Origin of the sequence: Cohaesibacter marisflavi (assembly GCF_900115225.1) — a bacterium.
Taxonomy (GTDB): domain Bacteria; phylum Pseudomonadota; class Alphaproteobacteria; order Rhizobiales; family Cohaesibacteraceae; genus Cohaesibacter; species Cohaesibacter marisflavi.
Map to the genome: position 1 here is coordinate 79054 of NZ_FOVR01000006.1, position 22600 is coordinate 101653.

General features: G+C 54.7%; 19 protein-coding genes. 7 read left to right on the forward strand and 12 right to left on the reverse strand.

Translation table 11 applies throughout. The annotated features are described in order from the left end of the window. Positions 1-12: 12 nt before the first annotated feature. From BM258_RS12795 to BM258_RS12805, 3 genes are all read left to right on the forward strand, one after another. Positions 13-2376 (forward strand): ABC transporter permease, encoded by a 2364-nt coding sequence (locus tag BM258_RS12795; protein ID WP_090072858.1) that lies wholly within the window; start codon positions 13-15, stop codon positions 2374-2376. A gap of 74 nt (positions 2377-2450) precedes the next feature. After that, positions 2451-3674 (forward strand): efflux RND transporter periplasmic adaptor subunit, encoded by a 1224-nt coding sequence (locus BM258_RS12800; RefSeq protein WP_090072860.1) that lies wholly within the window; start codon positions 2451-2453, stop codon positions 3672-3674. 59 nt (positions 3675-3733) lie between these two features. Beyond that, complete coding sequence (locus BM258_RS12805) at positions 3734-5179, forward strand: pectinesterase family protein (RefSeq protein WP_090072862.1); 1446 nt, start codon at positions 3734-3736, stop codon at positions 5177-5179. 72 nt (positions 5180-5251) lie between these two features. On the opposite strand, the gene BM258_RS12810 is transcribed toward BM258_RS12805, so the two are convergent. Genes BM258_RS12810 through gmd form a run of 3 tightly spaced genes read right to left on the reverse strand, consistent with a single transcriptional unit; the run spans position 5252 to position 8480 of the window. Next, positions 5252-6424, reverse strand: coding sequence for a DegT/DnrJ/EryC1/StrS family aminotransferase (locus BM258_RS12810; protein WP_090072864.1), 1173 nt, complete (start codon positions 6422-6424; stop codon positions 5252-5254). Further along, positions 6421-7353: a GDP-L-fucose synthase family protein gene (locus BM258_RS12815; protein ID WP_090072866.1), complete on the reverse strand. Its 933-nt coding sequence runs from the start codon at positions 7351-7353 to the stop codon at positions 6421-6423. Before BM258_RS12815 ends, BM258_RS12810 begins: the two co-directional genes overlap by 4 nt. A gap of 5 nt (positions 7354-7358) precedes the next feature. Next, entirely contained in the window at positions 7359-8480 is a 1122-nt protein-coding gene (gmd, locus tag BM258_RS12820) for a GDP-mannose 4,6-dehydratase (RefSeq protein WP_090072867.1), read from the reverse strand. Positions 8481-8929: 449 nt separating this feature from the next. On the opposite strand from gmd, the gene BM258_RS12825 reads away from it, so the two are divergent. After that, complete coding sequence (locus BM258_RS12825) at positions 8930-9727, forward strand: glycosyltransferase family 2 protein (RefSeq protein ID WP_090073136.1); 798 nt, start codon at positions 8930-8932, stop codon at positions 9725-9727. A gap of 15 nt (positions 9728-9742) precedes the next feature. Here the strand turns inward: BM258_RS12825 and BM258_RS12830 are convergent, their stop codons facing one another. From BM258_RS12830 to BM258_RS12865, 8 genes are all read right to left on the reverse strand, one after another. Then, positions 9743-10282 carry a CatB-related O-acetyltransferase gene (locus BM258_RS12830; protein ID WP_090072868.1) on the reverse strand — a complete coding sequence of 180 codons (540 nt, stop codon included), beginning with the start codon at positions 10280-10282 and terminating at the stop codon, positions 9743-9745. Positions 10283-10416: 134 nt separating this feature from the next. Further along, positions 10417-11490 carry a glycosyltransferase family 2 protein gene (locus BM258_RS12835; protein ID WP_090072870.1) on the reverse strand — a complete coding sequence of 358 codons (1074 nt, stop codon included), beginning with the start codon at positions 11488-11490 and terminating at the stop codon, positions 10417-10419. 25 nt (positions 11491-11515) lie between these two features. After that, entirely contained in the window at positions 11516-12556 is a 1041-nt protein-coding gene (locus BM258_RS12840) for a glycosyltransferase family 4 protein (RefSeq protein WP_090072871.1), read from the reverse strand. Between the two features lie 71 nt (positions 12557-12627). Then, the gene (locus BM258_RS12845; protein WP_175528057.1) at positions 12628-13527 is read right to left on the reverse strand and encodes an alpha-1,2-fucosyltransferase; all 900 of its coding nucleotides are present in this window, start codon (positions 13525-13527) and stop codon (positions 12628-12630) included. Positions 13528-13531: 4 nt separating this feature from the next. Further along, the gene (locus tag BM258_RS12850) at positions 13532-14563 is read right to left on the reverse strand and encodes a glycosyltransferase family 10 domain-containing protein (RefSeq protein ID WP_090072876.1); all 1032 of its coding nucleotides are present in this window, start codon (positions 14561-14563) and stop codon (positions 13532-13534) included. A gap of 88 nt (positions 14564-14651) precedes the next feature. Further along, positions 14652-16067 (reverse strand): phosphomannomutase, encoded by a 1416-nt coding sequence (locus BM258_RS12855; protein WP_090072878.1) that lies wholly within the window; start codon positions 16065-16067, stop codon positions 14652-14654. Positions 16068-16173: 106 nt separating this feature from the next. Continuing rightward, positions 16174-17595, reverse strand: a complete 1422-nt coding sequence (locus tag BM258_RS12860) for a mannose-1-phosphate guanylyltransferase/mannose-6-phosphate isomerase (RefSeq protein ID WP_090072880.1) — start codon at positions 17593-17595, stop codon at positions 16174-16176. A gap of 171 nt (positions 17596-17766) precedes the next feature. Further along, positions 17767-18696 (reverse strand): LysR substrate-binding domain-containing protein, encoded by a 930-nt coding sequence (locus tag BM258_RS12865; protein ID WP_342029354.1) that lies wholly within the window; start codon positions 18694-18696, stop codon positions 17767-17769. A gap of 165 nt (positions 18697-18861) precedes the next feature. On the opposite strand from BM258_RS12865, the gene BM258_RS12870 reads away from it, so the two are divergent. Then, positions 18862-19416, forward strand: a complete 555-nt coding sequence (locus BM258_RS12870) for a DUF4865 family protein (RefSeq protein ID WP_090072881.1) — start codon at positions 18862-18864, stop codon at positions 19414-19416. Positions 19417-19505: 89 nt separating this feature from the next. Here the strand turns inward: BM258_RS12870 and BM258_RS12875 are convergent, their stop codons facing one another. Then, positions 19506-21011, reverse strand: coding sequence for an amidohydrolase family protein (locus tag BM258_RS12875; protein ID WP_090072883.1), 1506 nt, complete (start codon positions 21009-21011; stop codon positions 19506-19508). 81 nt (positions 21012-21092) lie between these two features. Here BM258_RS12875 and BM258_RS12880 point away from each other — a divergent pair, with 81 nt between their 5' ends. Together BM258_RS12880 and BM258_RS12885 are read left to right on the forward strand one after the other, a co-directional pair. Continuing rightward, complete coding sequence (locus BM258_RS12880; RefSeq protein ID WP_090072886.1) at positions 21093-21470, forward strand: winged helix-turn-helix transcriptional regulator; 378 nt, start codon at positions 21093-21095, stop codon at positions 21468-21470. Positions 21471-21688: 218 nt separating this feature from the next. Next, positions 21689-22597, forward strand: coding sequence for an AraC family transcriptional regulator (locus BM258_RS12885; RefSeq protein ID WP_090072887.1), 909 nt, complete (start codon positions 21689-21691; stop codon positions 22595-22597). The last annotated feature ends 3 nt before the right edge of the window (positions 22598-22600 follow it).

A 22600-nucleotide genomic window follows, 5' to 3' on the forward strand; every position in this document is an offset into this window, starting at 1 on the left:
GAGAGGCATCCCATGTCACCACTTGACCAAAAGCTGACACGCGATCTCTGGCGCATCAAGGGGCAAGCCATTGCAATTGCCATGGTGATCGCCACCGGCGTCACGTTGCTGGTGATGATGGCCGGTGTCATCAACTCGCTGGAAGAAACCCGACGGGTCTATTATGAGCGCCACCGTCTCGGGGATGTCTTCGCTCCAGTCAAGCGCGCCCCTTCCCATATTATCCGCAAACTGGCAGCCCTGCCTGGCATTTCCGCAGCCGAGGGGCGTATCACCGGTTCCGCATTGATCAGCCTGCCGAGCCTTGATCTGCCATTACGTGCCATCGCCATCTCCCTGCCCGACAGTGGAGAACCACGCCTTAACGCCATTCACCTTACCGACGGACGTCGGATGGATGCCAAGGATGCCGACGAGATCGTCCTGCTCAACAGTTTTGCCCATGCGCATAATCTCAAACCAGGCGATACTCTGTCGGCCACGATGAACGGCGCCAAACGCACCTTGACCATCGTCGGCCTCGCCCAGTCGCCGGAATATCTCTACAGCGTCGCACCGGGGGAAATGATCTCTGATGACAGCCGCTTCGGTGTCATCTGGATGAGCCGCACCGCCCTTGCCGCCGCCTTCGACATGCAAGGGGCTTTCAACGAAGCCATTCTCTCCATCGGGCGCAGCAACAATCTGCAGGCAACGCTAGATCGGGTCGACAGCATTCTCTCGCCCTATGGTGGGCTCGGTTCCTATGGCCTCAAGGACCTTACGTCCAACCGCTTCGTCACCGAAGAAATCGAAGGCATGCGCTCTTCGTCTCGTGTTGTGCCACCATTATTTCTGGCCGTTGCGGCCTTCCTGCTCAACATCGTCATTTCCCGCATGGTGGAAGCAGAGCGCGAACAGATCGGCCTCATCAAGGCCTTCGGCTACACCAACAGGGAAGTGGGCCTGCACTATTTCAAGTTTGTGCTGGTCATCGCCATCGGCGGCGCCCTTCTGGGCTGTATCGGCGGCATAGCCCTTGGGCGAGCCATGATGCCGCTTTACCTCACCTATTACAAATTCCCCATGCTGGTCTTCCGGCTTGACCCGGCCTCTTTTGCCACGGCAATCCTCACGTCCATCGCGGCGGCCTCTGCCGGTGGTCTTCTGGTGTTGCGCAAGGTCTTTGCCCTCACGCCAGCGGTTGCCATGCGCCCGCCAGCACCGCCGGATTATTCCAGAACCAATCGCTTCGGCAAACGCCTCAACCACCTGCTCGATCAACCCAGCCGCATGGTACTGAGGCGCATCACCCGTCAACCGGGACGGATGATCGGCTCTCTTATGGGCATCGCCTGCGGCATGGCGCTTTCAGTTTCAATGATCTCCATGCTGGCAGGCTTTGACCACACCATTGACCTCACCTACACGGTGATGGACCGATCCGATGTGACCGTAACCTTCACCCATCCCTTGGGGGCAAAAACCATCCACGAACTGGAAAGCATCCCCGGAATCATCGAAACAGAGCCAGAGCGCAGCATCGCCGTCGTCTTTCACAATGGCGTGGAAAGCTATCGCGGCGCCATCACCGGACTTGTACCCCACCCGCGCCTGAAACGGGCGCTCGATGAAAAGAGCGCACCCATTACCCTGCCCGAGCGCGGCATCATCCTGTCGCGGTCTCTGGCGACAGAACTGGATATCCAACCCGGAGAGATCCTCAATATCGATGTGCTGGAAGGCGCCCGCCCCAGCTTGCGCGTTCCGGTGAGCGGCGTGGCCGAGAGCCTGCTGGGCTCCCCCGCCTATATGCAGATGGATACACTGACCAGACTATTGGGCGAACCGGGACGCATTTCTGCTGTCTATCTACGCATTGACAAAAACAGAGCCAGCGCCATCTTCAGGGCGCTCAAGAGCCGCCCCTATGTGGCCGGTGTCAGCATGAAATCAGACGCCCGCGCCGCCTTCCAGAAAATGATGGATACCGGCGCAGGCTCCATGCGCTACATCATGTTGGTCATCGCGGCAGTCATCACCTTCGGCATCGTCTATAACGCCGCCCGCATCGCTTTTGCCGAACGTCAGCGCGACCTTGCCAGTCTCAGGGTGATGGGTTTCACCCGATCGGAAGTCTCTTTCGTTCTGTTAGGGGAACTGGCGGTCATCACGCTGGCCGCCCTGCCAATCGGCTCCATTCTGGGCTATTATTTCACCATGGTGATTGCCAAGGGGTTCAGCACGGATCTTTACCAGATCCCGATCCTTTTCATCCCCGAAAGCTACGGCAGAGCGGCGCTTGCGGTCCTTGCTGCCTCTGTTTTTTCAGGCTGGATCGTGCGGCGCGATATTGATCGCGCAGATCTCGTCTCGGCCCTGAAAATACGGGAATGAAAATACGGGAGTAAGCAAGAGGCAGAAATGAATATCAACACAGCGGCAATTGCAAACCGAAAGGGCTAACAGTCATGGCCAGAAAAAGATCCCGGTCCTATTTCGCCATCACGGCAACGGTTCTCGTCGTGGCTGCTCTGGCCTATGCCTTCTGGCCGCAGCCCACGTCTGTCGATATGGGCGAAGCGAAGATGGGAGCCATGCAAGTCACCGTCAATGAGGAAGGCTTCACCCGCGTTCATGATGCCTATGTGGTATCCAGCCCTGTTGCCGGGCGGCTGCTGCGTGTGGAAGTGGAGCCCGGAGACCCTGTGGTCAAGGGAGAGACTGTCATCGCCCAGATGCGCCCCTCCAGCCCAGCCATGCTGGATATCAGAACCCGCGAACAGGCCCGCGCATCTGTAACCGCTGCAGAAGCCACCCTGCGGGTAGCAAGAGCCGACCTCAACAAGGCCAAATCCGATCTGGACCTTGCCAGCCAGGAACTGGACCGCACACGCAGGCTTGCCGAAACAGACACCGCCAGCAAGGCCGCACTGGATCGCGCTGAAGCGGAATATCGCGCAGCCAGCGCAACCAAGGACAATGCCGAAGCGGTGATCGCCGTAAGAGAAGCAGAACTCGACAATGCCCGCGCCCGCCTGATCGGCTTTGAAGAGGACGCCGCAGGCGCAACCAGTGACAGCTCCGCCCCTGTCCCCCTGACAGCGCCGACCACCGGAACCGTATTGCGCGTCATCCAGAAAAGCGAGACCACGCTCTCTGCGGGCACCGACATCATGGAAATCGGCAATATCGATCATGATCTGGAAGTCGTCGTGGAATTGCTCTCCACCGATGCCGTACAGGTCAGCCCGGGAGACCGCGTCATGATCGCAGATTGGGGGGGCAACAGCGAACTGGAAGGCACCGTGGAGCGGGTCGAGCCATGGGGTTACACCAAATATTCCTCCCTTGGGGTGGAAGAACAACGCGTCAAGGCGATCATCCGCTTCACCAGCCCCAAAAACGAACGCGAGAAGCTCGGGCATGGCTATCGGGTGGAATTAAAAATCGTCATCTGGTCCGATGATAATACCCTACTCATACCATCCAATGCTCTCTTCAGGGATGGCGAGACATGGGCGGTCTTCAGGGTCGTGGACAAAACTGCATATCAAACCCGTGTAAAGGTCGGAAAAGACAATGGCATTTCAGCGCAAATTCTTGATGGTCTAAGCGCAGGAGACCAGATCGTCCTCTATCCTTCCGCAGGCCTTGCAGATGGCGTGAAGGTGGTGCGCAGAATGGTGCAGTAAAGAGGGCCTCAACGCCTCCGAGCAAAACGGCAGCAATCCCGTCACCAAAGGCCCGACAAATGACAGACAAGTCCATCGCCAACGCCCCGACCCGTCCACAGATGGCAAAAGACATGGCAGACCTCTACCGCCCTGAGCAGGTCTTGAGCCATGATGGCACCCCTCAGGACGCCCAGACATCGCCCGCAGACTGGGACCCGATTGGCCCTGCCCTTCACGGCTACGCCCGCGCTCTGAAACCCGATTATCGCGTTGATCCGGGCGACATGAGCAAGCCGGATTGCTTTGCCTCCATTCAGCAGGCCATCAGCCACGCCATTTCCGAGGCCAAAAGCAAAGGGCTGACAAAGCGCATCTTTATCGAAATCGCGCCGGGCACCTATAACGAGCTGGTCTATATCCCAGCGCTCGAAATCAACGGGCAGAAGGTGCCGATCACACTCTATGGCCGCGCCGAAGATGCACGCCAAACCATCATCTCGGTGGATATCGATCAGGGCCTTACCGCCGACGCTTACACCATGCGCTTCGGCTCGGCTTTCCTTAATACCGAGGAGAGCATCAGGGCGATGTTCGATGAGGTTTCCGCTCGGGGTGACTTTGACATCGGCACCACCAATTCCTGCGTCATGCGCGTGCGCAACGACGGTTTCGAAGCACTCAATCTCACAATCGAGAACAGCTATAACGAAGACCGTGTCACACCGGATATCGTCGACAGGACAGATGTGACCCGCAACGCAAAAGGCCAGCTGTCTCACGGGCAGCATCAGGCGGTTGCCGTGCTCGTGGATGCAGCTGATCGTGTGATGCTTGAAAATGTCCGCCTGCTGGGCGATCAGGATACGCTCTATTTCAAGACCAACGAACCGCGCGTCACCGTCAAATCCTATTATAAAAACTGCACTATCGAGGGCGATGTCGATTTCATCTTTGGCAACAGCACCGCCTTTTTCGACCATTGCGAAATCCGCTCGAAAGGTGCACGCACCGCTGACAGCTATGTCGCAGCTCCCAGCACCAACATCCATATTCCCTATGGCATTGTCTTCTGGGATTGCAGCTTCACCCATGATGACAGCGAAGCCGCGAGGCATGGAGGCTTCTATCTTGGCCGGCAATGGTTCGAGCGCGTGCGCGCAACCCCTTACGGCATCTCCCCCGTTAAGGGCTATCGCTGCACGCTGGGCGAGCTATCCCATTATGAAGCCCCCACTGGCACCATAGCGCTCAAGACGCTGGAAGCGGTCGGCAAGGTCGCAGTGCTGCATAGCCGGATTGGCGCACACATCAATCCTTGCGCCCCATGGACAGACTGGAACGGCGGAGATTTCGATAAGGATGGCACTTATCATCCAGCGCCTTGGGCGCCGCGCTTCCGTCCTGTGCAATATGGCATAGAGGACTTCAACCGCACTCTGTCAAACTGGCTGGAAGCTGAGGGGCTTTCATACCCCAACGAGGAAATACCCCTGCCCTTCATTGCCGAATATGGCAACAGCTAGGCGGCAATCGGGAATAGTTTTCAGCCTCCCCCGGACGGCCTTAGCCGCATACCGGGGAAGGCCATATCCGGTTTAACGCATCATTTGCGACAAGGCCTCAACAGCCTCAGGGATCGGATAATGATGGTTGCCGACAAACAGCCCATGCTGGTCGATATAATCGGCATTCTTCAAATCCTGATGGATCGAATAATCAAAATACTGCATCACTTCGTTTCTGGCGAAATTGCCCGCGACGATAGGACGGCATTCAAATCCGGCCGCAACGAGGGCCTTGACCAGATCCGCACGTGCAACATCGACCTCGGGGCGTATCACCAGTGAGAAGCCAAACCAGCTGGCAGCTCCGATTTCCTTCTGAATCATGAAGACCGGATGGTCAGATAGCTGCGCTTGCACCAGTGCCGCATTCGCCCGTCGCCCTTCAATGAGAGCAGGCAGTTTTTCCAACTGCTCGATCCCCAGAGCGCCGGACATTTCAAGCGGGCGCAAATTGTAGCCAGGCAGGACAAACCGGAAGCTTTCCTCGAATGGATCATCTGATTTCTCGCCCGTCACCTGATTGAACTTGGGCAGATTGCGAGTCCAGCCATGGGCTCGCAACACAAGCATGACATGGTAGAGCTCTTCATCATCGGTCACCACCACGCCACCTTCCATGGTGGAGATATGGTGCGAGAAGAAACAGGAGAAGGAGCCCATCACGCCGAAGGTGCCTGCCTGTTTGCCTCCGAACGTTGCGCCCATCGATTCACAATTGTCCTCGATGACGACGATTTCCCGTTCGCCAATGATCCGCTTGATCTCGTCAAAATCATTGGGGTTGCCAAGCAGGTTGACCACCATGATCGCACGGGTCTTGTCGCTGATCGCCGCTTCCAGCGCCTCAAGATCATAATTGAGGGTTTCCAGATCGATATCGACAAATTTGAGATGCAGCCCATATTGATTGAGCGGATAATAGGTCGTTGACCAGCTCACGGCAGGCACGATGATTTCATCACCACGGGAGAGCTTATAGTGAGGATTTTTGGTAAAGGCCAGAGCGGCGGTCATCAACAGATTGGCCGAAGAGCCCGAATTGACCATGACGGCATATTTCGAGCCGAAATAGTCCGCAAAGCGTTGCTCAAAGTCAGCAACTTCATTGCCCATGGAATAACGATCTGACGCAACAACGCGCTGAATGGCATCCAGCTCTTTCTGATCCCAGGAAGAGGTGGCAAGCGGAAAACGGACACTCATTTCGTAGCCTCATTGAGATAAAAATCATAGGTCGCACGGATGCCATCAACCAGCGAGGTTGAGGCCGACCAGCCCCATTCGGTTTGACGATCCGTTGCGCAGAGCTTCTTTTTCATGCCCACGGGGCGGGACAGATCGTGAGTAAAGTCTCCATCCCAACCGATAACATCGGCAACGCTCTGATAATAGGTATTGATTTCGTGATCATGACCAAGCCCGCAATTCATCAGCTCGGGCAAGGCGTCGATATCACCTGCCGCCTTCATGACGGCATCGGCAAGGTCACCGGCATACATGAATTCACGTCGTGCCGTGCCATCGCCCCAGATTTCAACCGTCTCCTCACCCTTTTCCTTGGCCATATGCACCTTGTGAATGATGGCGGGTAGAAGATGGGAATGCTTTGGGTCGAATTTATCATGACGCCCGAAGAGATTACACGGAATGATGGTCTTGTAATTCGCGCTTGCGTCTTCGCGGCGAATATATTGGCAAAGGCGGGTCGCCATGATCTTGGCAAGGGCGTAGCCTTCGTTGGTCGGCTCCAACTCGCCCATGAGGATCATGTCTTCGCGCAACGGATTTTCCGCCGCCCGAGGATACATGCAGGTCGAGGCCAAATTCAGGAAATTCTTCACGCCAGCCTTGTGCGCCGCCATGATAATATTGCGGCCGATGGCCATGTTCCGTTCCAGAAACGCCACTGGGTGGGCCATATTGGCCTGAATGCCACCCACCTGCCCTGCAGCATGGATCACTAGGTCCGGCTTATGCTCAGCAACATAGGCATCAACAGACCCTGCGTCCGTGAGATCAAGCTCTTTGGACCCCGGAGCGAGAATATGCCAAGCGCTGACAGTCGGATGCTCGAGAATATTGCGCCCGACCATACCGGAGCCTCCGGTAAGGAGCAGTGTTTTCTTAGTCATTGATGTCAGCTTTCCGTGCACACAGGCAGCTCCAGCCCATGCTCGCGCAAGAGCCGCGCACGGCGGGCATTCTTGAGATCATTGGCGACCATTTCAGAACACATTTCCTGCACGGTAATGACCGGCTCCCAGCCCAGCTTTTCCTTGGCCTTGGCCGGATTGCCCAAAAGGGTCTCCACTTCGGCGGGCCGGAAATAGCGCGGATCAATCCGCACGATCACATCCCCGACCTTGAGCGCAGGCGCGTCCTCGCCAGAGATGGCCTCCACGATACCAACCTCTTTGAGCCCCTCACCTTCGAAGCGAATAGTAATGCCCAACTCGGCGGCAGACCATTCGATGAACTGGCGCACGGAATATTGCACGCCGGTCGCGATGACAAAATCATCCGGCTCATCTTGCTGCAGCATCATCCATTGCATCCGGACATAGTCCTTGGCATGACCCCAGTCCCTCAGAGCATCGATATTGCCCATATAAAGGCAAGGCTCCAGCCCTTGCGCGATATTGGCAAGGCCACGGGTAATCTTGCGGGTGACGAAGGTTTCTCCACGACGCGAGGATTCATGGTTGAACAGGATGCCATTGCAGGCATACATTCCATAGGCCTCACGATAGTTGACCGTGATCCAATAGGCATAAAGCTTGGCAACCGCATAAGGAGAGCGCGGGTGGAACGGCGTGGTCTCGGTCTGGGGGGTTTCCTGAACAAGACCATAAAGCTCGGAGGTGGATGCCTGATAAAAGCGCGCCTTTTCCTCTAGCCCCAAAAAGCGGATGGCTTCCAGCAGGCGCAAGGCGCCGGTTGCATCCACATCAGCAGTATATTCAGGGCTCTCGAAACTCACGGCCACATGGCTTTGCGCCGCAAGGTTATAAACCTCGTCCGGCTTCACTTCCTGCAAAATACGGGTCAGGTTCGAGCTATCGGTCAGGTCACCATAATGCAGCTTGAAACGCACATTATCGGTATGTGGATCTTCAAAAATATGATCAATACGCTGGGTGTTGAAAGAGGATGCGCGGCGTTTGATACCATGCACCTCATAGCCTTTTTCAAGCAGGAATTCGGCCAGATATGAGCCATCCTGCCCAGTGACACCGGTGATAAGCGCCCGTTTTGTCATCTTTGCTCTCTTCAAGTTCAATTTTGTTGGCCCGTGAAAAGGATCGCCGCAAAAACCAGCTCCAATTTCCAGCCAAAATTCGTCGTCAGGCACAGGACCCTCGCAGCCTATAAAGGAAGCCGCAGAGATGGAGCATGCACATCGGAAGCAAGGTCAAACCGGTTTGGTCAGACCATGGCCAAGTTGGCGCGATCATAGACCAACTCTGCTCAACCTGTCACCTGTTAACCCAAGCTTTGCGCAAAGCCTGTTTGCATTTGGATTTACAGGTTCAACCCAGCTGGGGAGTTCCACTCTAGGCACACCAAATATGGCCATTCAATGGATGACAGGCCGGAAACAAATGGTCTATTCTCGGACGCTCTGGCCCACGGGTGTATCCGGCAATTCCAAAGGCCCCTTCCAGCCGCTGTGATCAATTTATACAGGCGGTAACAATGAGCGTGTGCATGCAGAATTCAAATGACAAAATTTCCCTTCCCGTTTCAGCCTTCATCATTACGCTCAATGAAGAGGACCGGATAGAAAAGGCCATTCTCAGCGTTATCGATTGGGTGGACGAGGTAATCGTCGTCGATTCCGGCTCCACCGACAACACGACCGCGCTTGCCGAGGCCTTGGGCGCAAAGGTCCATTTCAATGCCTGGCCGGGCTATGGGCGCCAAAAGCGCTTCGGCGAAGATTTGTGTCGCAATGACTGGCTCCTGAATATTGACGCAGATGAAGAAGTCACCCCGGAACTGCGTGATAAAATTTGCTCCATTTTCAAGATCGGCCCGGATGTCGACATATACAAGATCGAGATCCTTGACGTCTTCGCGCATGAAGACAAGCCAAAGAAATGGGCTTACGGCTATTGGCAATACCGTCTCTATAACCGTAACAAGGGCCGTTTTTCCGAATCCACCGTGCATGACACGGTAAGGCCTGAGAAAGACGCAACGATCAAGAAGCTCGACGAAAAGATTGCACATTACTCCATTCGTTCGGTCCAGTGGGCCGTGGAGAAGATGAACCGCTATTCGGACATGCAGAGAGACGACATCGTCGCAAAGGGACGCCATATCTCTCGCTGGCGTCTGGTCTATGAATTTCCGCTTAGCTTCCTGAAAAGCTATATCCTGCGCCGCAGCTACCGTTATGGTTTCTGGGGGCTGGTGTTGGCTCACAATTATGCCTTTTCACGCTTCTTGCGCATCGCCAAGATCTACGAGCATCAGCTCTTGTCGGATGCAAAGAAGAAATAAGCGTGCAAGACAGGATCAAACAGCAAACATATTAACCTTCAGCTGCTTCATAATCGTGCGCGCCCGTTCCAGATCCTCTTCCCACCATTGGCTCTTAAGAATTGCCTCTCTCTGCGCCTCGGAAAACCGAAAGCCGATCAGGCGTGCAGGCGAACCAACCACAATGCCAAAATCCGGAACATCGGCATTCACAAAGGAGTTGGCCCCGACAACGCCTCCGATTCCAATGGAAACCCCTCGGCGGATGATGGCGTCCACACCGACCCAGGCATCGCTTCCCAGAGAGCAATCTCCTTGGGTAAGCTCTTCATATGGATCATCGTAAAATAGGCTGCTGGTGGAAATATTAGTCAAATGATGTTCGCCGGAGCCAATCGAAACATTATTCGCGATGGAGACATAATTGCCAATCGTCGCCTTGGTTATGTCGCTGTAGTTGCCAACATAGCAATATTTTCCCAGTTGGGTGTCATCGCTAATGCGAGCACTCGCGCTCACCTTGGTCGTTTCATGAAAGCGCTTGCGAGCATTGTTATTCGATCGCCAAAATACCATTACTATAGGCCTTGTTCCCCTTTCGCTTCTTTTGCGAAAAGACTTTGTTTCAAACTGTATCCATATCTTGAAACTATTGCGCCGTGTGCAATGAGCAAACCCCAAGGATACGTCTTTGTCGCGCCGACACCCAATCAGAATGGTTTGAAGCCATGGCGAAGAGCGCGGGATGGGTTGGTCTTGAGCGCAAAAAGCATCGCTTTCAGTGCCAGCCCGCGCAGGCCGCGCCGTCTGGCTTCCTGCACAATGTGATGGGCGAGCACCTGCCGCACCTTGGCGCTTCCAAAGAAAGACTTGCTCTTTAAGCCATCAAGCAGCGCATCAAGATCCTCTGACGCGAGGTCCTTAATGCCGTTGAGCGTCAAAATGCGGTCAATCAGATGGTAGTAGCGAAAAAGCGCCACCATATTCGCTGGCGCAGCCAGAAGCTGGGGCGACGTTGCAGTCCAGTCAAACGAAGGCACACAATCCCAGCCTTTTGAAGGATCATCCCGACCGGCTTCCAATTCTTTGGCAATGAGAATAATCAGATCCTGAGAGAAGCGTTGCCGCACGATGGATGTCTGGGTGACCTGCCCCTCATGCAGCCGGTAGTCCAGAAGCACATCTGCCAAGCCAGCCAGCTTGGTTCTCTTGCTCATGCGATACCAGAGATCCAGATCCTCTGCGCCCTTGAAGACGTCCCGATAGCCGCCAGCACCCAACATCTCGGAGCGTCTGGCCATCACAGTGGGATGATGCGGCAGACAATTGCCCTTACTCAACGCTACGGCCACATCTTGCGGTGATGTACGCGTATTGGTCACTTTGCCAATCGGTTTACCTTGCGCATCGACCTTGTTCATCTGGGCGAAAACCAGCCCGACATCGGGATTGTCTTTGAGAAACTGCCACTGCTTGGAAAAGCGATTGGGGTAGGAAATGTCGTCGGCATCCATTCTGGCGATAAGCGGCGCACGCGCTTCCTCAAGCCCCCAATTGAGGGCAGAAACAAGCCCGTCATTGTCCCGCGCGAGGATCCGGATGCGCTCATCCTGCGCGGCAAGCCGCTCCAAGATCGCCTCAGTGCCATCAACCGAACCGTCATTGATGACCAGCAGTTCGAAGTCGGTAAAATCCTGCTCCAATATGCTGATCAGGGCTGCTTCGATATATTTTTCGCCATTATATACCGGCAAGACAACTGAGATTTCGGGTATTTTTTCCATTATGTCCACTATCCGGTCTTCGCCTTTATCCGACAGTTTTTCTATAGACGTCGTCCAGACAATGGACGGTCTGCTGCAAGTCGAATTTCTGGACCTGTTGAGCCCCAAGAGCCGCAAAATGCGCGTGCTCGTCGGCCATTTTCATCAAACAAGCGGCAATCTCCTCAACATCGAGACTTTCAAGGAAGATACCTGCCTTACCGATGGTTTCTGGCAAGGCCCCATTCGCCGTGGAAACCACCCCGGCCCCGGCGGCGAAAGATTCAATGGCGACGAGGCAAAAGCTCTCACGCTCCGAGCAGATAAGCGATATTTTTGCCTCCTGCAAACGTTGCTTTATGGTTTCATGGGGCAATCCATCCAGCAAGGTGAGACGCTCACTGCCTGCAACGGCCCGCTTCACTTTTGCCACATATTCATCAGACCCGCTAAACCCACCGACCAGACAGCCCGACCAATCAGGCCGCTGCGCGACAAATTGCGCCATCGCCTCAGCCGCTGGAAGCGCATTCTTCTGTGGCTCGATGCGACCGATAAAAAGGATCTCGTTTTTCTTACCCTTATCCGCGTGCCAGAGCGAACAATCGATCCCGTTAAAGACCGTATAGAGCGGCGTCTTGATGGCTGGATATCGCTCCAGAAAGCTCGTCCGGCACGTGTCTGATACGAAGATAAGCCCCTGCAAGGCTTCATAGCGCTTCTGATGACGCCACTTCTTAAACCAGGACAGCTTGCCACCATCTTCAAAATTATGCCGATGAAGCATAACCGGAACGGGGCGAAAGAGCTTTGCAACATTTTGCGCCGTCGGTCCGTGCTGCTGGACCACGATCAGGTCTGGCTGAAACTCGGCAACGATGGCTTGCAGCTGCCGCAGCTTTTGCTTGCGGCTGCCACTAAACAGCATCCTCAGCGCCACATCGTCAAAGGGCTTATCGATTTCGTCGCAGACCACCAGAATTTCATGCTCGCTTCTCACGCTCTGCTGATGAACGCACAGATCAATGGACGTGGCTCTGGCCGGTCCAAAATGCATGTTGCGTGGCAAATAATTCAAAACTTTCATCGAAACGCTCTCATGAGATAGTCTTTTTTCGCTATGTGGCGAGCATATAGAAGCCCGTTGCAAAGGGCACGTCAGATCGTCAGCCACCCCTCAGGGAACAGATCTGCCACAGATCGGCGTTTCAAGGCCTCGGGCGAGAACCAGTTTTTCGGAGCCAAAACCTGCTTGTCACCACTCTGGTTGAGCATAGCCCCCCACCAGCTGAAGCTGCTATTGGCAATAATATTGTGACGGCAACAGCTCATCAGTGCCAGATCTTGCTGTTGGTTGTTACCCTCAATGAAGAGCGTTCGATCCCAGTGGGACAGCATGTCCTTTGCCGCCTCCGGAGCATCGGAAAAAATGCAATAAAGATCCGGTTGGTGATCCCGCTCCAACTGCTCTCGTGCCCGATCATAATAGTCCGCTTCAACAATACCATGAACGGCCAAAGCCTCGGGGTTTTTCAAGAAATCCCCACGGCGAATATGAACACTGACCGTGTTATTGCCCGTCAATTGAGAAACCAAAGCCGGATCACACGTCTCAAGAATGGGCTGCAACTTTATAATCTCGGCCAGCTGATCGACAAGGGATGCAAAATAGCGCGGGCTCTGCCAATAGCCTGACAACAGAATGCCCTTCGACAGATTTTCAAAGCCCGACCAATAGTGAAAATGCGGCTCGGTTACCGGCTTTAAAGGCCACAGACCCAGCATCGTTCTGAAGTGATCGCCCAACCGGCGATCCTTCTTGCGGCGGGAACGACGCATCAGGGCATCGGGCAGCTCGATATAGTCAGGCTTTATGCCCACCAGCTCAAGCCCTGACTGATGCATAATGCCGCCATCCTGCGCACAGTACAAAGGGCAATCATGCTTGTGCGCCAGGGCCAGACCGGCCAGATATTGAAACAGGATATTTCCCAGCCCGCCCTGCAGCTTCGTTACGATGACCTTGTCCAGCTCCGGACTGTTAGACGTTGCTTGCATGGAGCTACTGCCTTTCGAAGAGGGAGAGATACATCTTGCGAGACACTGGGCGCAAAGGCTTGGGCACAGAGCAGAGCTTTTTCCATTTCGGCACGCGATTGGGGCAGAAAGAAAAGGCCCTTTCCAGCCTCTGAAAATCACCATCCCCCTGACGGGTTTCAATGGTCTCAATGACCCGGCTGCATAGAGAGAAGAAATTGTTCTGCTGCATTAGGCGCTGTTTGTTTTCCTTCATCGCCGCACCTGCCTTCATGGCAAGATCGCGATCAAGAATATCAAGGACTTTCGCAACCGCTTGCCTAGGCTTGGTGATATCGATAGAGGCAAAGCCTTCCGGGTTGAAATAATCACCCAGATTGGGGCTCCCGGCACTGATAGGAAAAACCCCGCCCAGAATAGGATCAGCCAGCTTTTCGGTCCATCCATCTTTGAGCAGGTTATTCTCCAGCACCAGATGATAGCGATAGCCGTCGATGGCCTCCCTCTTGTCCGCGATAGGACGAAAACCACGGCCATACAGCGTAATCCGGTCGCCCAACGCCTCTTTCAGCATAGAGAGAAAGCGGATACGGCGGCTCTGGTTGATATTCATATTCTTGGTGGAACAGACGACCGACAGCTCGCCCTTATGCGGCACGGCTCTATCGGCGGCCAGCGCGTCCCATTGATAGGCCTCTTGGGGTCGTTCAAAATCGAGACCATACATCCAGGGCAAAGCCACCTGAGACAAGATCGTCTGCCCATCAAACGACGGATTGTCATCAATGGAGACAACAGCCCCAAACTGATTCAGAAAGTCCGCCGAATAATATTTGATACTCTTGGGTTCGGTACGAAACAGAATCCGACGCTCCCTGGGCAAATCTGTTTCACATATCTTGTTGGGCTCATCATAGGCGACGAGCCAGTCGGCATGGTGCCGTCCATCGACCAGATCGAACTGATTGTCTCCCCATATCCCATCGCCCTTCGGCGTTTGACGGAAGAAAAACTCCAGATTGTTGTTGCTTGTCAGTTGGACGATTTTTCTGGTCACCGGCTGGTTCTCTTGGTTAGTCCTGAAGGCTCCGCTTGATCATCAAGTCTGCGGCTTTAAATCAAATAATCGCAATACTTAGGCAAAATCAGACAGTGAAATTTTTCAACAGCCCCAGCCCTTTTTGCAAAAGTGCCTTGGCTGCCGCTTCATTTTCCGCTTCCACATAGCAACGCATTTCAGGTGCATTGCCCGAGGGGCGGAAATGGACCATCTCGCCACTCTTTAGCAAAACACGCAGTCCATCAATGTCGCTTTTGGAAGCCACAGCGCCAATAGGCTCAAAGAATTGCGCAAGATTATCATCACTCTCGCGCAAAAATGTCATCAGGGCAGAGCCGCGCTCCTGCGCATAATTCTTGATCCGGTCAGCATCCGCATAAGGCAACGCATAGTCCGCAACAAGCTCGGACAGAGACTTGTTCGCGCTAAACGCGCTATGGAGCGTAGCAAGAATAGGCAGGAAACAATCCCGTGTGGGCAAAGCGGTAAGCGGATGTCCGTTCGGAGCAAAGGCAGTCGCCGTCAAATAGCCACCATTGGCTTCAAACCCGACGATATTGCATTTGCCTTGAGACAGGGCTTCCATCATGCCGGCGATGACAAAGGGCGAGCCAACCTTGGTACGCACCACTTCAAAAGCCCCGTTTTTCTCGATGCCGGAGTTGGACGTAATGGGCGTAACCGCCACCTCAGCACCAAGAGAGCCCGAGGTAATGAGGCCGACAAGATCCCCCCGCAGCGGCAGGCCGGTTTCATCGGCCACCAAGGGCCGGTCTGCATCGCCATCAGCCGAGACAACAGCGTCAAGACCATGCTCCCGGGCCCAGCCTTGCAGCAGGGCAACAGTCTCGCTCGATACGGCTTCCGTATCGACCGGAATGAACGCATCAGACCACCCCAGAGGAACAACCTCTGCGCCATAATCCTCAAGGCAAGAAACCAGCATAGAGCGGCAAGTGGTGGAATGCTGATAGACACCAATCTTTTTGCCCTTGAATGCCCCTTCTGGCAAAAGGCATGCAGCCCGCTGCAAAAAGGCAGAAATGGCTGCACCACCATCGCTTTCTGAAACGCCCTTTTCCTCGAGAACCGAACCGCTCAGCTTTTCGGCCCACGCAACAATCGCAAGCTCATCTTCCTTGGTAATCTCGCCAGAAGGCACATAGAATTTGATGCCATTGCGATCTGCCGGAATATGCGAGCCGGTAATCATCACCGAGGCAGCATTCTGCCCCATGGCAGAAAGGGCCAGCGCAGGGGTCGGCAGGATACCGCAATCAATCGGCACAAAGCCGCAAGACTTGATGGCTCCGAAGCACAGCGCTGCAATCTCCGGGCTGGATGGGCGCAGATCCTGCCCCACCAGAAGGACGTCCCCCTTTTGAGCAAGCCCTTTTTCTTCCAGAAAGCGGCAAAAAGCGGTCATATATAAAGCACTTGGAAGCCCCGTCAACTCGCTCGAAAGCCCGCGCAGACCACTTGTCCCAAATTTCACTTCCATAATTTCATTCCAAATGCCTGAGAGATACGGCTTGAAGGATCAATTATCCCTACTCTTATGGTCTGGCAAGATCGGCACACCAACCGCCATAGCTCGGAGCGATACCCTAATCTCTTGAATAGATATCCTCATAGCGAACGATATCATCTTCGCCAAGATAAGAACCCGTTTGCACTTCGATTAGCACCATATGCACCTTGCCCGGATTTTCCAGACGGTGGGTTTCTCCAAGGGGAATATAAACCGACTGATTCTCCGTCAGCAGCTTAGACTCTGCTCCGATGGTAACCTTGGCGGTTCCTTCGACCACAATCCAATGCTCGGCCCGATGATGATGCGATTGCAAGGACAGGGCCGCGCCGGGTTTGACTACGATGCGCTTCACCTGAAAACGCCCGCCGACAACAAGACTTTCAAACCAGCCCCATGGGCGATGATCCAGCGGGAAAGCCTCGGCCTGCCGCACCTTTTTCTCTTTGAGAGCATCAACGGCCTTGCGGATGTCCTGCGTTCGGCTTGCATCAGCAATGAGAACGGCATCCGGCATCGCGACAGCCAGCACATTATTCAGCCCGACGCCAACAATCTCCAGCCCTTCAGCCTCGGAGCGGAGCAGCGAGTTGGAGCAGTCAATAGAGGTCGCATTGCCAGAAAGCGCCACGCCCTTGTCGTCCCGTTCGCTTTCCTTCCAGACGGCCCCCCAGTCGCCAAGATCAGACCAACCAGCAGAAAAAGGCACCACGGCCAGATTATCCGCCCGCTCCATCACCGCATAGTCAATCGAGATATCTTCCGCTTTGGCCCAGCTTTCCGGCTCCAGACGCAGAAAGCCCAGATCAGGCACAGCCTTGCGCACGGAATGTTCGATTGGCTCCATCAGATTGGGAGCATGCTTTTTGAACGCCTCGATGATCGCCTTGGCGGAGAACAGAAAAATGCCCGCATTCCAGAGGAACTTCCCTGACGCAACCATTTTCTCCGCGTCCGGTAGATCCGGCTTCTCGACAAAGCGTTCAAGGCTCATAGCCCGCGCCTTGTCAGCCCCCAGACAGTCGGAAAGCTCCAGATAGCCATAGCCTGTTTCCGGATGGGTTGGCTCAATACCAAAGGTAACAAGTTTGCCTTCCTTGGCTGCAGCTTCGCCAATCTTGACCACGGCGCGGAAGGCATCTGCATTCGGAACCACATGATCCGAAGGCGCCACCAGCATGAGGGCATCGGGGTCTTTCTCTGCCAGATAGAGCGCCGCCGCCAAAACCGCCGGGGCCGTGTTGCGTCGATCCGGCTCGATCAGAATCGCCCCCGGATCGATGCCGACCTCGAGAAGCTGCTCCGGCACAATGAAACGGAAGTCGGCGTTGGTCACGATAACCGGTTCATTATATCCCTCTCCGGACAACCGCTTGGCAGAGGCCTGAAACAGGGTCTCTTCACCAATCAGAGGCACAAACTGCTTGGGATAGCTTTTGCGAGAAAGAGGCCAAAGGCGCGTACCAGACCCACCACATAAAAGAACCGGAGTAATCATGACGTCTCGTATCCGTGCAAACAAATGAGAATATGAAAGTTCATGATCTATAAGCCAGCATGACCTCTGTAGCAAGGTGCCAGACTGGCTGAGGATGGTTTGAAAGAAGGACTGGGACAAATCGTCTCCGAGCGGGGAAAACCTCCCCACCAGCCAACCCGACACCACTTATCAGACCGCCGATCCGGCCACTCCATCTGGCGCAGATATGGCAGCAACAGCCTCCGCAACTTCCCTCTTCAGAATCGCAGCAAAATGCTGGGTCACAAGGCTCGGCGCACGACTGGAATAATGCAGAACCACCCCAAGAGACGGCAAATCTGGCAAGCCATAGTCTGCGCAGGAAAGCGGATGCACATTGGCCGGCCGGCCGATCTCGCTTCGCAGTGCGATCCCCAGCCCCGCTTCGGTTGCCGCCCAGAGGCCTGCAAGACTGGGGCTTTCAAAGGCAATCCGCCAAGCGGAGGCCTGTCTGTCGAGACAGTCGCACGCGATGACACGCATCTGACATGGCATTTCCAACGCAACCAACGGCACGAAAGAGGCGGCATTCTGCTTTAAAAGAAGCGCGCCAATGTCACTGGCCAGCCAACGAAGCCGAATATCGGCGAGCTTTTCCGCATTGTCCCCCGATCCACCATCACTCCAGGCCAGAGCGAGATCAAGCTGTCCGTTGGCAACCTTTTCGCGCAATTCCTTGTTGCGGGCAATGCGCCCCTCGATGCGAACCTTGGGGTGCGTCCGCGCAAACTGATTAAGGATGGAGGGAAGCAGCCGTTCGCCGAAATCTTCCTGCAGGCCCACCCGAACCCAGCCTTCCAGATCGGGGTCGAACAAGGCGCTGATGGCTTCATCATTCAGCTCGATCAACCTGCGCCCGTAGGATAATAGCTGTTCACCCGTATCGGTCAGGGCAAGACCCCGCCCAGACTTTTGGGTCAAGGGGCTGCCGATCTGGCTTTCCAGCTTTTTAAGTTGCGCACTGACCGCAGAAGTAGAACGCCCCAGACGATCCGCCGCAAGTGCAAATGAGCCCGCCTCAATGCCCGTCACGAATGTGCGCAGGGCGGCCATATCCAGATTGATTTTCCGCATCACCATCCCGTTTTTCAGGATTATCACTCAAAAACTATGTGATTTTCAGCACAATCATGATGCGATAGACAAGAGATGTCAATCAGCATCACCAAGATGGATAAGATGAAAACGCGATATATGCGCGGTCCATTCGGTGCCTTGGACCCACCCTAGATACGGAGCATTTCAATGATCGCAATGCAATATAGCTTCACCTTGCCTGCCGACTACGACATGACGCGCATTGATGAGCGAATAAAGAGCAAAGGCCATTTGCTCAACGGATTTCCGCATCTCAAATGCAAGGCCTATCTGTCTGCCAAGCGGCAGGATGAGGCCTATAGCAGTCAGCACAATCTCTATGCACCATTCTATATTTGGGATGACGCCGAAGGGGCAAGCGCATTTCTTGCCAGTCAGGGCTTTGAAGCGCTTAAAGACAGTTTCGGCAGGCCCGACATCGAAATCTGGCTTCCCCTTGCTCATTGCGTAACCGATGATGTGGCGAAAAGCCAGTTCGCCACACGCCACATAGCTCCCATAGCACCGCAAACCAGCCTTGCCGATCTACGCAAAGACATGGAGGAAGCTGTCAGCACCGCTATCAAACGAGGGGCAACGGCGGCCTTTGCTGGCTTTGACCCTCATACATGGCGCCAGATCTACTTTGAGATGGGGCAGCACCTTCCAGTTCAGCGTGATGAGAGGACGCAAATCTATCGCGTCGGCTATATTGCGCAGTAAGCCCCCCCTGTGAGGAACCGACAACAAAGCCCCGCGCGATTTCCGCGCGAGGCTTTCTTTTCATGGTTGGTAAAACTCCACAAAAAGAATCAATCAAAAAGAGGGATTTCGATCCCGGCAGCCTCGAACAAATAATCGCGCGATGCCGTGATCTTGTCGCGCAGCGCAGCGATATCCTGTCCGACCAGCTGGCCTTGCCATTTCTTGATCTGACCGGCAACCATGACGGTCTCGACATTGGAGCGTTCCATCAACGTCACAACAGCCCCCGGAGCATTGTTGAGCGGGGCAACGTTGAGGGCTTCGGCATCGAGCAGAATAATGTCCGCTTCCTTGCCCGGCGTCAGAGAGCCGGTCTTGTGATCCAGTTTCAAACCCTTTGCACCGTTGATGGTGGCTAACTTGAGCACATCACGCGCATGGAGCAATGCTGGTGCATTCTCCGGCCCATCTTCCAGCGCCTGCTGGTTGGCCATGGCCCGCTGCAGGGTGATGGCACTGCGCATCTGGGTGAAGAAGTCCGAGGTCATGGTACATTCCACATCAACCGACAGGGACGGATCCATGCCCATGTCGATGGCCTTCTGGATCGGCGGCATGCCATGGCGCATCTGCATTTCTATAGGCACCGAGAGGGAAACATGGGCACCAACTTCCTTGGCACGATCCCAGGCCCTATCCGACATACCGGTCATGTGAATGAACAGATGCTTGTCGGTATAATGCGGAATGAGGCGATCCATGGTTTCCTGCATACCCAATGAGCCGACCACATGCAGACCGACCATCAGGTCGAGTTCCTTGCCCAGATTCCAGAGGTCCAGCGGGTCGATGTTAGGCAAATAGGCTTCCCCGCCCATCAGCATGGTCAGGAGCTGATCATCGGAGGCAAAATACTCATCGCGAATGCGGCGCGCATCCTGCGGATAGGCCAGATCCGGACCATAACCTTCGAAATAGCCAAAGACACCACGGCGGCCCACATCTTTCATGCCCTCGATGACGGCATTCGAATGCTCTGGCGAATGGTGGATCTGGGACACATCGAGCACCGTCGTCACACCGGCATCAAGTTGACTGAGCCCGCCGAACAACTCGGCGATATAGACATCCTCGGGGCGATAGACCTTTGAGAATTTGCCCAGAATGTCATCGAGATAGTTCGGTTCTCCCGAGCGGGTCGGATCGGCAAACATGATACCGTTGGGCAGGAAGGAACGCAGCGCCGTTTCGAACTGGTGATGATGGGTATCAACAAAACCGGGCATGACGACACGCCCCTTGGCATTGATGACCGCAGCATCAGAGGCCTCGACAGAGGGAGCCACTTTAAGGATTTTCTTCCCCTCGACCAACACGTCCCCAACGAAATCTCCAACAGAGGGGTCTTGAGAAAGAATATAGCCGCCTTTTACAAGTGTACGCCGACCTGAAGTGCCCACACCCTTGGGCAATTCAGAGGCCTCGGCCGAACGGTTGAGCAGGGTGGGAAATAGCGCGGCTGCCGTCGCTCCGGCCATCGCGCTCTTCAGGATGTTTCTGCGTGAGGTGCCCGTTTCGCGATGAGGAAGTCCCGCCTTACAGAATTCACACATGTCTTGCTTCTCCTTTATAACGAACAAAATGTATGTTACATACAATAGTAGCGTCATAGAGCCGCGCAAGGAGGCACAACTTTGAAGCTAGGTAACATGAGTGTTCCCGGAGACTGCGGCAGCATCTCTCCGATTCTGGCCCGTATAGGCGACAAGTGGTCGACCCTTATCATTCTGGTTTTATCAGAAGGACCAAAGCGTTACAGCGTTTTGAGACGAGAAATAGAGAGCATTTCACAACGCATGCTGACACTGACCTTGCGCGCTTTGGAGCGCGACGGACTGATTTTGCGTACTGTCCACGCCGATAAAAATCCGCCTCAGGTAGAATATGAGTTGACGGACTTGGGGAAAACCCTGATCGATCCACTCTATGCCCTTTGCCTCTGGGCATCGCAAAATTGCGACGCAATCGAAGAAAACCGCAAGAAACATGAAGCCGAGCAGGCCGACGCTTAAGGCGCTCGTCACACAGCCTTCTTCCAAGCGTACGGCCAGCATTCATTTCTCCATCTCTCGAAAAGTCAGCAAGCCATGTCAAGTATGAGGCTCACGAAGCCGCTAGGTTGCGACCACTGGCAAAACAGGATGGGCAGAGGTCAAACCCCAATTGCCCAAGTAGCGCAAAAGATCAACGCCGTCCTGTTTTTGGGAACAAGAGCGATGAAGGATGAACCATGAAGACAAGCAGTGTGAAAGAGTATGAGACCCGTTTGCTCCGGGTTCTCGAGCATATTGATGCCAACCTGACAGACCCATCAAGTCTGCAGGAGCTGGCGAGCATTGCCCACTTTTCACCGTTCCACTTTCATCGAATTTTCAAAGGCATGACAGGAGAAACCATCGGTGGATACATCCGGCGACGTCGCCTTGAGGTGGCCGGAGAGCAGCTGGTTTCACAAGATCACTCCGTCACATGCGTTGCCTTTGATGCCGGATTTGAAAATAGCGAGAGCTTCTCTCGTGCTTTCAAGATTCATTTCGGCATGTCTCCAAGCCAGTACCGAATCACGGGAAAATCGCTAATGACCTCAAGGGCGCTCAAAGCCGCCCGATTGGGGATGCTTCATTCGCAAGCCCGTGCCCTCGCCCACTATATGGCAACTGAAGGAAGACGAACCATGTTCGACGTTGAAATCAAAAACATTCCCGAAATTCATGTGGCCAGCATGCGTCACACCGGCCCCGACAACGAATGCGGCGCTGCATTCGAACAGCTCTGCAGCAAAGCTGCCCAAGACAATTTGTTCCGACAGGATACGGTATCCATGTCCATCTGCTATGACGATCCCCATTCGGTGGAGGCAGAAAAACTGCGATGCGATGTCTGTATCACCCTGCCCGAAGACACCACGGTGACGGCCCCCATGCAGAGAAAAACCATCCCTGCGGGTGACTATGCTGTGGCGCTTCACAAGGGATCCTATGACGGCCTGCAGGCAGCCTATGATTGGCTGTTTGGCCAATGGCTACCGCATTCAGGGCGCGAGGCAACCGATGAGAATTCCATTGAGGTCTATCTGACAGACCCGTCCACAACCAGGCCGGAAGACAACCTCACCGAGATCCGTATTCCACTGGTCTGATAG

Bases quoted from the DNA above. Each gene is read 5' to 3' on its own strand.
- BM258_RS12795 (WP_090072858.1), top strand. From the start codon at position 13: ATGTCACCACTTGACCAAAAGCTGACACGCGATCTCTGGCGCATCAAG.
- BM258_RS12860 (WP_090072880.1), bottom strand. From the start codon at position 17,595: ATGATTACTCCGGTTCTTTTATGTGGTGGGTCTGGTACGCGCCTTTGG.
- BM258_RS12840 (WP_090072871.1), bottom strand. From the start codon at position 12,556: ATGAAAGTTTTGAATTATTTGCCACGCAACATGCATTTTGGACCGGCC.
- BM258_RS12865 (WP_342029354.1), bottom strand. From the start codon at position 18,696: ATGGTGATGCGGAAAATCAATCTGGATATGGCCGCCCTGCGCACATTC.
- BM258_RS12875 (WP_090072883.1), bottom strand. From the start codon at position 21,011: ATGTGTGAATTCTGTAAGGCGGGACTTCCTCATCGCGAAACGGGCACC.
- BM258_RS12825 (WP_090073136.1), top strand. From the start codon at position 8,930: ATGCAGAATTCAAATGACAAAATTTCCCTTCCCGTTTCAGCCTTCATC.
- BM258_RS12855 (WP_090072878.1), bottom strand. From the start codon at position 16,067: ATGGAAGTGAAATTTGGGACAAGTGGTCTGCGCGGGCTTTCGAGCGAG.
- BM258_RS12830 (WP_090072868.1), bottom strand. From the start codon at position 10,282: ATGGTATTTTGGCGATCGAATAACAATGCTCGCAAGCGCTTTCATGAA.
- BM258_RS12870 (WP_090072881.1), top strand. From the start codon at position 18,862: ATGATCGCAATGCAATATAGCTTCACCTTGCCTGCCGACTACGACATG.
- BM258_RS12885 (WP_090072887.1), top strand. From the start codon at position 21,689: ATGAAGACAAGCAGTGTGAAAGAGTATGAGACCCGTTTGCTCCGGGTT.
- BM258_RS12800 (WP_090072860.1), top strand. From the start codon at position 2,451: ATGGCCAGAAAAAGATCCCGGTCCTATTTCGCCATCACGGCAACGGTT.
- BM258_RS12815 (WP_090072866.1), bottom strand. From the start codon at position 7,353: ATGACTAAGAAAACACTGCTCCTTACCGGAGGCTCCGGTATGGTCGGG.
- BM258_RS12810 (WP_090072864.1), bottom strand. From the start codon at position 6,424: ATGAGTGTCCGTTTTCCGCTTGCCACCTCTTCCTGGGATCAGAAAGAG.
- BM258_RS12845 (WP_175528057.1), bottom strand. From the start codon at position 13,527: ATGCAAGCAACGTCTAACAGTCCGGAGCTGGACAAGGTCATCGTAACG.
- gmd (WP_090072867.1), bottom strand. From the start codon at position 8,480: ATGACAAAACGGGCGCTTATCACCGGTGTCACTGGGCAGGATGGCTCA.
- BM258_RS12805 (WP_090072862.1), top strand. From the start codon at position 3,734: ATGACAGACAAGTCCATCGCCAACGCCCCGACCCGTCCACAGATGGCA.
- BM258_RS12835 (WP_090072870.1), bottom strand. From the start codon at position 11,490: ATGGAAAAAATACCCGAAATCTCAGTTGTCTTGCCGGTATATAATGGC.